Annotated in this window: 10 protein-coding genes; 3 read left to right on the top strand and 7 right to left on the bottom strand. The window is 38.8% G+C overall.

Annotation, left to right across the window (positions count from 1 at the left end; all coding sequences use genetic code 11):
* From ACPBEH_RS09555 to ACPBEH_RS09530, 6 genes are all read right to left on the bottom strand, one after another.
* Positions 1 to 2,178, bottom strand: a complete 2,178-nt coding sequence (locus ACPBEH_RS09555) for a Tex family protein (protein ID WP_424349017.1) — start codon at positions 2,176 to 2,178, stop codon at positions 1 to 3.
* A gap of 65 nt (positions 2,179 to 2,243) precedes the next feature.
* The gene (locus ACPBEH_RS09550) at positions 2,244 to 2,678 is read right to left on the bottom strand and encodes a hypothetical protein (RefSeq protein ID WP_407129011.1); all 435 of its coding nucleotides are present in this window, start codon (positions 2,676 to 2,678) and stop codon (positions 2,244 to 2,246) included.
* Between the two features lie 112 nt (positions 2,679 to 2,790).
* Positions 2,791 to 5,454 carry a cation-translocating P-type ATPase gene (locus ACPBEH_RS09545; RefSeq protein WP_424349016.1) on the bottom strand — a complete coding sequence of 888 codons (2,664 nt, stop codon included), beginning with the start codon at positions 5,452 to 5,454 and terminating at the stop codon, positions 2,791 to 2,793.
* 453 nt (positions 5,455 to 5,907) lie between these two features.
* Positions 5,908 to 6,735, bottom strand: a complete 828-nt coding sequence (nadE, locus tag ACPBEH_RS09540) for an ammonia-dependent NAD(+) synthetase (RefSeq protein WP_424349015.1) — start codon at positions 6,733 to 6,735, stop codon at positions 5,908 to 5,910.
* A gap of 31 nt (positions 6,736 to 6,766) precedes the next feature.
* Positions 6,767 to 8,230, bottom strand: a complete 1,464-nt coding sequence (locus tag ACPBEH_RS09535; protein WP_011375264.1) for a nicotinate phosphoribosyltransferase — start codon at positions 8,228 to 8,230, stop codon at positions 6,767 to 6,769.
* Positions 8,231 to 8,376: 146 nt separating this feature from the next.
* Positions 8,377 to 9,750: a hypothetical protein gene (locus ACPBEH_RS09530; RefSeq protein WP_424349014.1), complete on the bottom strand. Its 1,374-nt coding sequence runs from the start codon at positions 9,748 to 9,750 to the stop codon at positions 8,377 to 8,379.
* 82 nt (positions 9,751 to 9,832) lie between these two features.
* On the opposite strand from ACPBEH_RS09530, the gene ACPBEH_RS09525 reads away from it, so the two are divergent.
* From ACPBEH_RS09525 to ACPBEH_RS09515, 3 genes are read left to right on the top strand one after another with little or no spacing between them, the layout of a single operon-like run.
* Positions 9,833 to 10,945: a CDP-glycerol glycerophosphotransferase family protein gene (locus ACPBEH_RS09525; RefSeq protein WP_424349013.1), complete on the top strand. Its 1,113-nt coding sequence runs from the start codon at positions 9,833 to 9,835 to the stop codon at positions 10,943 to 10,945.
* A 14-nt stretch (positions 10,946 to 10,959) separates the two neighbouring features.
* Positions 10,960 to 11,349 (top strand): glycerol-3-phosphate cytidylyltransferase, encoded by a 390-nt coding sequence (gene tagD, locus ACPBEH_RS09520; protein WP_035145578.1) that lies wholly within the window; start codon positions 10,960 to 10,962, stop codon positions 11,347 to 11,349.
* On the top strand, positions 11,349 to 12,260 hold the full coding sequence (locus ACPBEH_RS09515; RefSeq protein WP_035145580.1) for a glycosyltransferase: 912 nt from the start codon (positions 11,349 to 11,351) through the stop codon (positions 12,258 to 12,260). Before tagD ends, ACPBEH_RS09515 begins: the two co-directional genes overlap by 1 nt.
* Positions 12,261 to 12,316: 56 nt before the next feature.
* Here the strand turns inward: ACPBEH_RS09515 and ACPBEH_RS09510 are convergent, their stop codons facing one another.
* Positions 12,317 to 14,761: a GW dipeptide domain-containing protein gene (locus ACPBEH_RS09510; RefSeq protein ID WP_424349012.1), complete on the bottom strand. Its 2,445-nt coding sequence runs from the start codon at positions 14,759 to 14,761 to the stop codon at positions 12,317 to 12,319.
* Positions 14,762 to 14,783: the final 22 nt, after the last annotated feature.

Raw genomic sequence — 14,783 nt, 5'->3', positions numbered from 1 at the left:
TTAATCAGTTGCTTTAGGCGCCTTCATCGTCAATTGAACTCGTTCACGTTCTTGATCGACGCTTAAGACCCAAACCTGAACAACATCACCAACTGAAACTTCATCAGATGGATGTTTAACAAAGTGATTGGCCAATTGCGAAATATGAACTAAGCCATCATGTTTAACACCGATATCCACAAAAGCACCGAAATCAATGACATTCCGCACAGTTCCTTCTAGGGCCATATTCGGTTTCAAATCAGCAAGCGTTAGGACATCATGCCGTAACAGTGGTGCTGTCATTTGATCACGCAAATCCCGACCTGGTTTTTGTAATCCGCTTAAGATATCTTCAAGCGTTTCAGAGCCGACCGCTAATTCGGTCGCCAAATCAGTCACTGTTAATGACTTAATTGCTGCTGATAATTCTGTTGTCCCAAGCGCCTTCAAGGTTAAGCCCAACGATTTTAAAACCGCCTTGGCTACTGGATAGCTTTCAGGATGAATATCCGTATTGTCTAACGGGTTATCGCCACCGATGATTCGCAAGAACCCAACGGCTTGTTCGAATGCCTTAGGGCCTAAGCGCGGCACTTTCTTCAATTCACTGCGTTTTTGATATAAGCCATTTTCGTTACGGTATTGGACAATATTTTGTGCAGTCGTCGCTGATAACCCAGAAATATGTTGCAAGAGTTGTGGACTAGCGGTGTTCAAGTTAACCCCTACGCTATTGACAACATCTTCAATAACTGTGTCTAATTGCGTCGTCAATTCCTTTTGGGCAACATCGTGTTGGTATTGCCCGACACCGACTGCTTGTGGATCAATCTTAATCAATTCTGCTAAGGGATCTTGTAAGCGCCGTGCGATACTAATCGCACTCCGCTCTTCAACGTGTAGATCTGGAAATTCAGCCCGCGCTGTATCACTTGCTGAATAAACGGAGGCCCCTGCTTCGTTGACAATCACGTAAAATATTTCCCGGGAAATGGTTTTTAAAACTGAAGCTACAAATTCTTCAGATTCACGACTAGCGGTCCCATTACCAATTGCAATCATTTCGACATCATACTTCTCAAGAAATTGCTTAAATTCATCGGCAGCTGCTGCTCGTTTGGGTGCTGCGGCCGGTTTATGCGGATAGATTACTAATTTATCTAGGAATTTCCCCGTCCCATCAACAACGGCTAATTTACAGCCTGTCCGGTAAGCTGGGTCAAAGCCTAAAACAACTTTACCTTTCAAAGGCGGTTGTAATAAAAGATGCTTTAAGTTATCACCAAAGACAGCAATCGCTTGTTGATCAGCCTTTTCTTTTAACTGCTTCCGTAATTCACGTTCAATAGCTGGACCGATGAATCGTTTATAGGCATCTTCAATGGCCGTCTTAACAATTTGGGCGGCAGCTGAGTCTTGACCATGAATAACGGCTTGAGCAATATGTCCAACGATCATATTTTCGGCAACTTCTAGCTTCACCTTCAAGATACCTTCGTGTTCGCCACGATTAATCGCTAAATATTGATGTTCCGCAATCTTATTAATCGGTGCTGAGAAATCATAATAGATTTGATAAACTTGCTTATCATCGCTGTCGGCATCTTTTACCTGACTTACAATTTGCCCGTTTTGACGGGTGTATTGTCGTGTCCAATCCCGGAAAGTCGCCGTTTCACTAATATTTTCAGCGATAATTTCGTGCACACCCGCTAAAACAGCATCTGTATCGATAATTTTTTGGTCTGGGTTAAGATAATCAGCCGCTTTTTCCAGGAGGACTTGTTCTGAAAAGTTCGGTAATTGCGCGATTAGGTTGGCAAACGGTTCTAATCCAGCTTCTTTAGCAATCGTCGCCTTTGTCCGCCGTTTTTGCTTATAAGGCAGGTATAAATCCTCAAGCACTTGTAATTGGCTAGCGGCTTCGATTTGCTTTTGTAAAGCTGGCGTTAACTTAGCTTGTTCGGCGATATTTTTAATAATATCGGTCTTGCGTTTTTCAAGCGTTGTTAAATATTGGAAGGTATGTTCGATTTCGCGAATTTGAACTTCGTCTAAACTACCCGTTCGTTCCTTACGATAACGCGCCACAAACGGTACGGTGTTACCTTCATCCAATAAGGTTAACACGGCGTTAATTTGTTGTGGGCGATATTGCGTCAGTTGTTTGGTGACAAGTTGTTGAATATCAGTCATGTGCGTCCCTACCTTTATCTTCAATAAAAAAACAGCACCCGTCTTGGGAACTGTCATGAGTTGATCTAAGCAATTTTTGAGATGTTTTGGATATACTTAGAAATTCGTTCTGTTGCTTTGTCTTGGTTCATTTCTGAAGCAGCAAAAGCTTGCATATCAACTGTTTGATCATCATGCATGCTTGTAATTAAATCTTCGCAACCTTGAACGAAATCAGCGTAAGCACCGATTAAACGTTGGTTGTTCCCCATCAAACGAGCTGGGGCAACGGCCGTCTTAAATTGTGCTAAGAATTCGTGGTATTGATCCACACCGTCTCTGAAGATTTGGGCTGTCTTTTGGTAATCTTGTTCGCTCATTTCAGCTAACTTACCATCAGCAACGGCCGCTTTTAAAGGGACGAAATATTTGCTCATGCCTTCTTGCACTTTTTCAGTGTTGTCGATTAAATCGTTAACAGCTTGGCCGTATTTAGCCAACTTTTGTTGTGTTTTATTCATGTTAATCCTCCTAGTTTCCTATGCTTCAGTATACTAATTCTAGTATCGGCTTGCAAATAAAATCTTCAAAAAGACCGCGATAAGCTGATGCTTATCACGGTCTTTTCTTAAATTATTTAGCAGCTCTTCTTTGGAAGAACTTCACGATTTCAACGATGACCACTAGCATGAATGAAGCTGCTAGTACAATCCCCCATTGATATAAATCAAGGTGTGAGACGTGGAATAAGCCATTGAGACCTGGAATCATGATTGTTGCGGCTAATAAGATAAATGAAGCTAAAACAGCCCAGTTGAAGGCTTTATTCTTAAAGAAGCCAACTGTAAAGATTGATTGATGGACTGATTTAACGTTGAATGCGTGGAAAAGTTGAATCATCCCTAACGTTGCATACGCCATTGTTAAGGCATCCGCATGGGCTAAGCCACTTGCTTGATGCACTGGGAACGTAATCGCTAACGCATAAACGGCTAAGGTAATCCCACCTTCTAATAGGCCTTGATAGATAATCGCTTGGAACACGCCGCCTGAGAAGAAGTTTGATTTACGCCCACGTGGTTTTTGATTCATAATCCCTGGTTCAGTTGGTTCAACCCCCAAGGCAATCGCTGGAAAAGTATCTGTTACTAAATTAATCCACAAGATATGCACTGGTTGCAGAATTTGCCAACCTAAAACCGTCATCATGAATAAGGTTAACACTTCACCCAAGTTGGCTGATAAAAGATATTGGATTGATTTTTGGATATTAGCAAAGACTTTCCGGCCTTCTTTAACCGCAATCACAATTGTTGAGAAGTTATCATCGGCTAAGACCATATCACTGGCCCCTTTAGAAACTTCAGTCCCGGTGATCCCCATCCCAATACCGATATCGGCTGATTTGAGGGCTGGCGCATCATTGACACCATCACCAGTCATCGCAACGACTTTACCGTGTTTTTGCCAAGCTTTCACAATTCGTACTTTATGTTCAGGCGCAACCCGCGCATAAACGGCGTATTGAGTAACTTTTTTAGCGAATTCTTGATCATCCATTTGGTCTAACTCAGCACCAGTAATAACGGCGGCATCCGCATCTTCTTCTGGGGTAATAATCCCTAAACGAAGCGCGATTGCTTCGGCTGTATCGCGGTGATCCCCAGTAATCATTAGGGTCCGGATGCCAGCTGAATGCGCATCTGTTACAGCTTGTTTTGCTTCTGGTCTTTCAGGATCAATCATCCCAACTAAGCCAGCGAAAATTAAATCAGTTTCAATCGTTGGATCAACCGTTGCTGGCACACTTGGTAAGACTTTATAAGCCAACGCTAAGACCCGCAAGGCTTGTTTTGCCAAACCATGGTTCGTGTCTAATAATAATTGGCGCTCTGCATCGTCCATCGGTTGAACAGCGCCTTGTGCGTCGATATAATGCGTAACGCGTTTGAGCAATTCATCCGGTGCGCCTTTCGTGGTCATTAAGAATTGACCATCAGCTTGTTGATGAATTGTGGTCATCAACTTCCGCTCTGAATCAAATGGTACTTCAGCGACCCGTGGTTCGGCTGCTAAGGCTGCGTTAATATCAAAATCTTTATCGCGCCCATACGCGATTAGCGCTGTTTCGGTCGGATCACCAATCATGTCCCCATCGGCTTTAATTTTAGTATCATTGGCCAAGTTCATGATTTTAAGCGTCAAATTATCTGCTGGCAGTGTTGCACCAGCATCTTGTAATTGATTGTTAGTGAATATTTTTTCGACGGTCATTTGGTTCATCGTTAACGTCCCAGTTTTATCAGACGCAATAATATCAGTGCTCCCCAGTGTTTCTACAGCGGGTAACTTACGAACAATGGCCTTTCTTTTAACCATCTTTTGCGTTCCTAATGCGAGGATAATCGTCACAATTGCGGGTAAGCCTTCCGGAATCGCTGCCACCGCTAACGAAATAGCGGTTAATAACATGTTAATTGGTGATTGTGCGTGGCGTAAGTAACCCACTACGAAAACAATTGCAGCAATAATCAAGATCATAATCGTCAAACTCTTACCTAATTGGCTCAAGTTCATCTGTAATGGGGTCGTTGTTTCGTCGGCTTGGTTGAGCATCCCAGCAATTTTACCAACTTCGGTTTGCATCCCAGTCCCCGTTACAACCCCAACGCCACGACCGTAAGTAACGTTACTATTCATAAACGCCATGTTAGTCCGATCACCAATCCCACTTTCTGGATCAGTCAACGTTTCAACAGTCTTATCAACCGGAACCGATTCTCCCGTTAAAGCAGACTCTTCGATTTTCAAAGCAGCTGATTCAAGTAAGCGAAGATCTGCTGGTACAATATCACCTGCTTCTAACAACACAATATCGCCAACTACGAGTTCTTCACTCTTAATCGTCACGATTTCACCATCTCGACGAACGTGCGCATCGGGTGTCGCCATTTCTTTTAAGGCGTCAATTGCTTGTTCAGCCTTTGCTTCTTGGAAAACCCCAAAAATCGCATTTAGGATCACCACGGCTAAAATAATGAACGCATCTGGCCATTCGTGTGCTAAAAAGCCCGCGATCATTGCTGCGACTAATAACACAATAATCATAAAATCTTTGAACTGTTCTAAAAAACGAATCGCTAAACTTTTGCGTTTCTTTTCAGTCAATTGATTCCGACCATTTTCTGCCAAACGTTTTTCAACCTGTTCTTGGGTTAAACCTTGTGGCGTTGTTGCGAGCGCTTTAAGTGTTGCGTCTGTTGATTGTGTAAAAAATGTGGTTTGTTTATCTACCATTACCTTGCCTCCTATAAATTTGATTTTGGGGGTAAAAAAAGAGACCTACAGGAATTCTAAAAATCCCTATAAGTCTCACTAATTAAGATAACACCAGAATATTGCCTTGTTGGTGGCGTTATCGCAGACAAGCTGCCAGTTACTCCCTTATCGTTAACCTCATTATAAGGTATAACCAATCTAAAAGGCAAGTAAATAATTATTTTAATAACTAAATTGGCTCACGAAACTAGGCTCGAAGGCTAAACTTATCAAACCGGTGATTTCATCACCAATTCGCTAAGTTCTGCAAATGCTCAAAAGCTAACCACTGACAACGCACTCTGTTTTTTTAAACGTGCTTTTTGAAACTGACTTCTGCGCTTAGCGTCACTCGTCAAACAACTGCTGTAAGCAGTTGTTCGCCGAGCTGTGCTAATGCTCAAAGTCAAACCATTTCAAACGCACTCTGTTTTATTGCCAGAACGTATCGTAGATTGTTATTGGTAAATGACGCTTGTGGGCCGTTTTCTTGTACCAGTTTTCAATCTTCGTTGCGGCTTCTTCACTGACCTGACGACCTTCTAAATAGTCGTCAATTTGATCGTATGTGACGCCCAATGCTAATTCATCTGGTAATGCTGGACGGTCTTCTTCAAGATCCGCCGTTGGTACTTTTTCATAGAGGTGTTTAGGCGCACCGAGTTCGGCTAACATGGCCTTGCCTTGACGCTTATTGAGTCTGAAGATTGGCACTAAATCTGCGCCGCCATCACCAAACTTCGTATAAAAACCAGTGATGGATTCGGCGGAATGATCCGTTCCTAAAACAGCACCGCTATTTTCACCAGCGATCCCATATTGCACAATCATCCGCACGCGGGCTTTAATATTACCCTTATTGAAGTCACTAACGACTACACCGGTTTCCGCAAGGGATTGGACCATTGCATCCACTGAGCCCTTAATATTGACCCGTTTGACTTGATCAGCTGCCATAAATTCAATTGCGGCCATCGCATCCGATTCATCAGCTTGTTCCCCATAAGGTAACCGCACTGCGATAAATTGATAATTTTCATCGCCAGTTTCAGCCCGCATTTCTTGCATGACTTTTTCAGCAAGTGCGCCCACTAAAGTTGAATCTTGGCCGCCTGAAATGCCTAAGACATAGGTTTTTAAAAATGTATTTTTCTTTAGATAAGCCTTCATAAAATCAACCGAGCGGCGGATCTCTTTGGCGGGGTCAATCGTTGGTTGTGTTTTTAAGGCTGCAATAATTTCTGCTTGTAAAGCGTTCATTTGCCAGATACTCCTTCAAAAATAATCGATTCTAGTGCATTAAATTAACGTCTTCTCTGACTTTGCGAATTGAATTCATCTTATTATCCCAAGTCCGTTGTGATAAATCGACTGGATAATCTTGTGGATTCAAGTCCCGTTTGTATTCATCCCAGAGTGAATCAAGGTTTTCAGCACAGAACTTCTTAATCGCCGCTAATTCAGGCAACGTATAGACCCGTTTACCATTTTCAAAAATAGTCCGTAAAATTGGTCGGGCATTGAAGTCGGTCACGGTCTTATTGATGTACGTGTAATTAGGGTGGAACATGTAAATCGTATCTTGTTCAAGTGGATCTTCATCCCATAACGTGATGTAGTCCCCTTCTGATTTACCGTCAACTTGTTTGGTAATTCGCCAAACTTGCTTGCGGCCTGGTGTTGAGACTTTTTCAGCATTACTTGATAATTTAATCGTGTCGACCATCTTGCCATCTGAATTTTCAATTGAAACGAGCTTATAAACCGCGCCCAAGGCTGGTTGGTCATAAGCAGTAATTAACTTCGTCCCAACGCCCCAAACATCGATTTTAGCTTCTTGCATCTTCAAGTTTTGGATTGTCTTTTCATCTAAATCGTTAGAAGCATAAATTTTAGCGTCCGTGAAGCCTGCTTCATCCAATTGTTGGCGCACACGCTTAGAAATATAAGCCATATCACCACTATCAATCCGCACGCCTTGGAAATTAATCCGACTGCCGAATTCGCGCGCAACTCGAATCGCACTCGGCACACCACTTTTCAAAGTATCATAAGTATCCACAAGGAAGACACAGTCCCGATGCGTTTCAGCGTAGGCCCGGAAGGCTTCGTAATCGTTACGGTAAGCTTGGACTAAAGAATGTGCGTGCGTCCCGCTTGCTGGAATCCCGAAAATTTTGGAAGCTCGCACATTACTGGTTGCATCAAAGCCACCGATATAAGCAGCGCGTGTGCCCCATAAAGCAGCGTCCATTTCTTGGGCCCGGCGCGTTCCGAATTCTAAGACGGGATCCTTGCCGACCACTGATTTGATTCGTGCTGCTTTAGTTGCAATCAATGTTTGGTAATTGACAATATTTAATAGCGCCGTTTCAATCAATTGGCATTGGGCGAGTGGGCCTTCTACTTGCATGATTGGTTCATTGCCAAAGACCAATTCGCCTTCAACTGCTGAACGAACCGTTAAATCAAAATCTAATTCTGCTAGATACGTCAAAAAATCTTCAGGATAACCGACTTCATCCCGTAAATAAGCTAAATCGCTCTCGGTAAAGCGGAGATTCTCAAGATAATTAACGATATGTTCCAAGCCAGCAAAAATAGCATACCCATTTTCAAAAGGTAGTTTTCTGAAATAGCATTCGAAAACCGCTGTCCGATTATGGAGTCCCTTTTTAAAATAAGTTAACATCATATTGAGCTGATACAAGTCTGTATGTAACAACAAACTATCATCAGGATATAATTTTTGCATGTCGCACTCCTAATTAGAGATATATTTGGTATAACTATATCATAAAATAAAACAAGCAATCAAAAAATAGTACCGTCATTTAAACTTTGTGGGCTAATAAAAAGGATGCCGCTAAACATCGGCATCCTTTTCAGAAAAAATCATAATTAATCCTTATCCATCAAAGTAGTGGCTGTTGCCAAGGTAATAATCGATAGACAAGTAATTAAGGTACCCAATGTTGGTTGATTTAGACTAACCACTAATGTTGGGAAGTACGTCAATAACATCATTACTAATGCCGTCTTAGTTAAGTTGATACGTTCAATAAACAGTAACAAAATTGGTCCTAGTAAAATCAAATAACAAATAATCGTTCCAATTAAACCAAATGGTAATAGGTATAGTAGTACTAAATTATGCGGCTTCTGATAACCCCAATTTTTTGTGTAGACGGAAGACATGCCAATTCCAACTAAGAAATTACGTGGATTTGCATTAATTTGTTTTTTCGACTTATCGTTAATAATAATCCGCATATAGTTACTTAACTTAATACTCTTTTCAGCATCTTCTGCTCGTTTTTTCTTATTCTCTTTTTTCTTTTCTGCTTTGCTTAAATTCTTAGGTGCGAATAAACCATGCACATCAAATTTCATAGCATTCGGCACAACCTTATTGTATACATTAACAGGGACGTCAACAGAACGTACTAAATTTTGTTTATTAACAGGACTTGCCAATATTCCAACCAACCCCAACGAAACTACGATAATACCTACAAATATTCCTAAAAGTTGCCAGAACTTCTTCAACTCAATTTTTTTAAGTAAGATAACTGCAATCAAAGAAATTACAATCTCAAACATTCCAACAGAAAAAGCAATTCTTGATCCAGCTAATAGTAAGGTCGGAATGCTGAGTGCTAATAAGCTCCATGTTGTTACTGTGTAGAAGATATCCTTTTTTCGTGAAATACAATAAACCAATACTGGATAAAACATTAGTAGGCAGATATAACTCGTAATACTATTACCTAGTAAATTATGATTTCCAAGTCTAATTTCACCTACCCCAAAAAAGATAATACCATATTGGAATAAAACCGAAACTAGGTTTCCTAATAATAATGCCGTAAATATTTCTTGAAATTTGATTTTAAAATACGCGAGCGAAATCGCAACAATACAAACTTCAATAATAATTCGTGCTAATAGAAAGCTACTAACCAAAGTCATATGCGTCATATACCGATAAATAAATGTTGCGATATAGAATATGCCAAAGGTAAAAAGAAGGGTAAAGTAATATTTGACCCAAATTGAAGATTTCGATAATTCTCTCTTAATAATTAATCGCCAAAACACAGTATATAATCCGATGGCAAAAATAACGAACTCAATTATAAAAATCTTTGCCGTTCCGTTAGCTGCACCACTAGTCGAGATACCAATCGTTGCCTGTGAAAAAATAAAAACTAATGCCATTAGTGTCGTAGCAAATATTTTCTTTTTAGAACTAATTAGATTTGTTAAAAGCATAAGACTCTCCTTCTTATTAAGTTGCTGAAAATGTTAAAAACCGGTATAATACTAGCATATTATAGCAGAAAAAGGAGTTAAAATGAAATTAGTATTTTCCAGCTTCCCAGAAGTTTCAGATAATACACTAATCGTATTGACAGAGGTCATTAACCAAGAATTACCGGTTAAATGTTATTGGCTTGTTAATGATATGACTAACTTAGATGACATCAAAGAAAAACTAGCTTATTATCTAGGATCTCGCAGCGATCAAGTAACGTTAGTTCCTAAAAAATCACTTTCTGGCCTTTTTCATTATCTAACTGCTAACTATTCTTTTGGGACACATGGCATGTTTGAGCAATTCCCGTTACTGCCTTGGCAAAAGAAAGTCAATCTATGGCATGGTATGCCATTAAAAAAAATTGGCCGTCTCTCCGGTAACCCTGTTAAATTTAAAATAAGTTATACAGTTTCAACAGCACCAGTTTTTGACGCTGTTATTGCCGAATCCTTTGAAATCAATGATAATCAAATTGTCAAAGTTGGCTTACCACGTAATGACTTATTCTTTAAAAATCGTATTAACCCACAAATCACCCAATTATTTAACAATGATTATCCACTTATCGCTTGGTTACCGACTTATCGACAAAGTGCAGTCGGTGATATTCGAGTAGATGGTGTTCAAACGGATCAAAATATTGGTGGGCTTAATATCTCTGATTTAATAGAACTAGATCAGGCATTAATAACAAACAAAAAAAATCTAATTATCAAGTTACATCCAATGGATACATTAAATGAACAACTGACCACGTTACCTAAATTTAAGAATATTAAGCTTCTCAATAGTGATGGCTTCAACGCTCTTCATATTGAAGTTAATGATTTTTTACGACACACAATCGGTTTAGTGACAGATTATTCTTCTGTCTATTTTGACTATCTACTAATGGAAAAACCAATTGGTATTTTTCAATTTGATGAATCTAGTTATTCAGAAAAAAGAGGCTTTACCTCTGATGAAGTTGCTGATAATTTTACAGGTTTTAAAATCAGTAACTTATCAGATTTCGAATCATTTATTAAAAACGTTGAATCTGAAGAATTACATGAAGATTTCATCAAAAAAAATAAGTTATTTAATCGATATGACACTGCTGGTAATAATAGTGCAACGCTCTTGAAAAAAATTGGCTTATTAAAATAAAGCGAGGGTTTAAAATGACTAAAATTTTAACATACGGTACATTTGATTTACTACATCGAGGTCACATTAATTTATTAAAACGTGCAAAAGCACTTGGCGATGAATTAATTGTTGGTGTTTCAACTGATGAGTTCAATGCCCTTAAAAATAAAAAAGCTTACTATTCTTTTGAGGATCGTAAATATATTTTAGAAGCAATTAAATATGTTGATCAAGTAATTCCAGAAGAAGACTGGGAACAAAAAAAATTGGATGTTCAGAAATACGATATTGATATCTTTGTAATGGGTGATGATTGGAAAGGTAAATTCGATTTTTTAAGTGACTACTGTAAAGTGATTTACTTAGATCGAACCTCAGGGATTTCAACAACTAAGATAAAACATGATTTAGGAGTTAAATAATGACTAATGAGTTAAAAGTAGCCGCTATTGTCGTTACCTTTAATAAGGTAGCTTTCTTGTCAAAGAATATCGAACACTTACTTAACCAAGATACAACTATTGAAGAAATTATTATTGTTGATAATGCAAGTACGGATGATACTGAAACATATATGACTTCCTTAGCAGCTAATAACCCAAAAATTAACTATCAAAGACTTACAAAAAATATTGGTGGTGCTGGTGGCTTTAGTCATGGTATTAAAACCGCCTTTGATAACCCAGTTATTGACTACGCTTGGGTTATGGATGATGATACAATGCCTCGTAAGAATTCATTAACAACATTATTAGATGCTGCACACAATAGATTAGCCGATAATTTTGGATTCTTAGTTAGCAATACACGTTGGACGGATGGCCACGCCGCTTTAATGAACGTCCCGGAAACAACTTCCGATTGGAACGATCGTGTTGCCGATAACCTTGTTGGTATTAAAACCGGCACCTTTGTTTCTTTTATGACTTCTAGAAAAGTTGTTTCAGAATTAGGACTCCCAATCAAAGAATTCTTTATTTGGAGTGATGACTTAGAATTTTCATCTAGAATTTCAAAAAGATATCCCAGCTATTTAGTGACTGACAGCTTAGTTGATCATGAAATGGCAAAAAATCAGGGTGTTAAATTCTTAGAAGAAACTGATGTTAACCGTTTAGGTCGCTATACGTACAGTTTTAGAAATAAAATGTATATTGAACGACGTGATGGCCACAAAGGTTATCTTAGATATAAAGTAAGTTTGTTACTTCTTATGCTAACCTTACCGTTCAAATCTGTTGACTTTAAATGGCAGAAAGAGCGAATTCTTCTAAAGGGATTTAACCAAGGTCTTTTCTTTAAGCCCACTGTTGAATTTTTAAATAAAAGATAACATTAAAAAGGCTAGGATTAATAATCCTAGCCTTTTTCGTACCCTAAATATTTTTCTTAAACAAACGGACGACCGACACCAGCAATCCAAGAACGTTGACTATTTTTGATTGGTTGGACCATTACACATGGTGGCCATGATTCAATCACTTGATCATTTCCTAGATAAATAGCAACATGCCAAATCTTATTGTCATATGGACTGCGATAGAAAATTAAATCTCCACGTTGCCGTTGACCATAACTAACCTTCTTTAACTTTGAGTTAGCAAATAAAACACGTGATTCCCATTCATGCCCTGGATGCGCATGAATATAAGAAGATGATGGAAGTGGGTTAATTCCTGCAGAGTATAACGCCTGCATCGTTAAGCCACTACAATCAACCCCATATGCCGGCGTTGACGATGCTCCGACAATATACGGTCTATTCATATATTGATAAGCTGTATTAATCATAGCTTCAATATGTTCACTTCTAGAATTTGTTAGATGTACTTTTAACGGACTAATGTATGAATCAATTTGATTCCATGCACCTGTTGAATAACCTAACTTATTCCATGTTGTTAAATTCAAAATACCATCTGCTTTTAAACCGTGGTTTCTTTGGAATCTCTTTACTGCGCTAACAGTAGCTGGTCCGTAATGACCATCTGCAGATAAGCCTAGTTTTCGTTGCGTTAACCAAACCTTAACACCCTCATAATCATATGAAATATTATAAGGTGTTGGCCCGGCAGGTTTAATTTGAGTATCTGATATTTGTAGATACTGTGATGGATTTTGATAATAAGAAAAAGCGCGTGTATTCATCCAGTAATAACGGTTGCCATATTTAAAATTATAATAATATTCGCCGTTGCTAACTTTGTATCTAGCAACTACGGAAACTGTTTTATTAACAACCGTTTTCCCTGAAAGTAAGTACTTAGCGCCATAGAGTGGTGACGGCGTGTTAAATCCACCATAGTTATTAGCGGTGATTTTAGCGGACATGTGTACCGATTCCTTTGAAACAATTGATGCGACATCAGTAAATGCACGTGTATTAGTCCAGTAATAACGATCACCAAACTTAAAGTTGTAATACCATTCACCGTTGCTGACCTTATACTTAGCGACGATATGAACAACATTGCCACTCAATTGACTGCCACTAATTAAGTATTTAGCGCCAGGGATTGGGGATGGCGTATTGAATCCGCCATAATTATTTGCTGTAATTCGAGCATCCTTATTGACTGATTCTTTGGCCACTATTTTAAATGTTGGCGCTACATTACTAAAAGCACGGACGTCCATCCAATAATAGCGATTACCGTATTTAAAGTTATAATAAGCAGTTCCATCACTCAATTTATACATCGCTACTGCGGTCACTTGATGACCGTTAAGTTGACTGCCCGCAATAAGATTTTTAGCACCATCTAAAGTAGCTGGTGTGTTAAAACCAGCATAGTTACTAGTAGTCACTTTGACTGGTTTATTAAGTGATTGTTTGGTTGTAATTTTAACCGTATTAACGTCAGTGAAGGCGCGAACGTCCATCCAATAGTAACGACTACCATATTTAAAGTTATAATAAGCAGTCCCATCACTCAATTTATACATCGCTACTGCGGTCACTTGGTGACCGTTAAGTTGACTGCCCGTAATAAGGTTTTTAGCACCATCTAAAGTAGCTGGTGTGTTAAAACCAGCATAGTTACTGGTAGTCACTTTGACTGGTTTGTTAAGGGATTGTTTCGTTGTAATTCTTACCGTATTAACGTCAGTGAAGGCGCGAACGTCCATCCAATAATAGCGATTACCGTATTTAAAGTTATAATAAGCAGTCCCATCACTCAATTTATACATCGCTACTGCGGTCACTTGATGACCGTTAAGTTGACTGCCCGCAATAAGGTTTTTAGCACCATCTAAAGTAGCTGGTGTGTTAAAACCAGCATAGTTACTGGTAGTCACTTTGACCGGTTTATTAAGTGATTGTTTGTTAACAATCGTTACTTTATTGTTGAGCTTACTATCAGTGACTTTAATTTCTTTAAAAGCATTTGTATCTGTTAGATACTTATTACCGTTAAGTTCGTATTCATAGAAAGTACTGCCATCTTGAAACTGATATAAGTTAATAATGTGCAGAGACTTACCAGATAAGGTAGTGCCGTTAATAACAGCATTTTGTTTACCAGAAATGATGTCTTCTAATAAATAGCCAGCATAAGAATTCGTCTTAGTTTGTAAGTACTTATTTTGGTTTTGCTGAGTTTTAACCGAATTAATTTTTGTTTCTTGTTCCTTGTTAGTATTAGTGCTGTTGCTTTGGCTTATTGAACTATCTTGGATACTTTTTGTGTCACTAATAATTGAACTACTTTGAGAACTAACAGTAGAATGACTTTCTGATAGTTCGTTAGCTGATGCTACGATAGGATTAACTAAGGTTGTAGCAAGTGCTGTAACGCATAGTAAGCCTAAAAATTTTCCATTATACTTCATAATATCCCCCTAAATAAAATTA

Source organism: Latilactobacillus parasakei, assembly GCF_049674265.1.
Classification (GTDB): Bacteria; Bacillota; Bacilli; order Lactobacillales; family Lactobacillaceae; genus Latilactobacillus; species Latilactobacillus sakei.
Note: the sequence above shows the minus strand (reverse complement) of the source record. Positions and strands in the feature narration are given on the sequence as shown.

Bases quoted from the DNA above. Each gene is read 5' to 3' on its own strand.
- ACPBEH_RS09555 (WP_424349017.1), bottom strand. From the start codon at position 2,178: ATGACTGATATTCAACAACTTGTCACCAAACAACTGACGCAATATCGC.
- ACPBEH_RS09550 (WP_407129011.1), bottom strand. From the start codon at position 2,678: ATGAATAAAACACAACAAAAGTTGGCTAAATACGGCCAAGCTGTTAAC.
- ACPBEH_RS09545 (WP_424349016.1), bottom strand. From the start codon at position 5,454: ATGGTAGATAAACAAACCACATTTTTTACACAATCAACAGACGCAACA.
- nadE (WP_424349015.1), bottom strand. From the start codon at position 6,735: ATGAACGCTTTACAAGCAGAAATTATTGCAGCCTTAAAAACACAACCA.
- ACPBEH_RS09535 (WP_011375264.1), bottom strand. From the start codon at position 8,230: ATGCAAAAATTATATCCTGATGATAGTTTGTTGTTACATACAGACTTG.
- ACPBEH_RS09530 (WP_424349014.1), bottom strand. From the start codon at position 9,750: ATGCTTTTAACAAATCTAATTAGTTCTAAAAAGAAAATATTTGCTACG.
- ACPBEH_RS09525 (WP_424349013.1), top strand. From the start codon at position 9,833: ATGAAATTAGTATTTTCCAGCTTCCCAGAAGTTTCAGATAATACACTA.
- tagD (WP_035145578.1), top strand. From the start codon at position 10,960: ATGACTAAAATTTTAACATACGGTACATTTGATTTACTACATCGAGGT.
- ACPBEH_RS09515 (WP_035145580.1), top strand. From the start codon at position 11,349: ATGACTAATGAGTTAAAAGTAGCCGCTATTGTCGTTACCTTTAATAAG.
- ACPBEH_RS09510 (WP_424349012.1), bottom strand. From the start codon at position 14,761: ATGAAGTATAATGGAAAATTTTTAGGCTTACTATGCGTTACAGCACTT.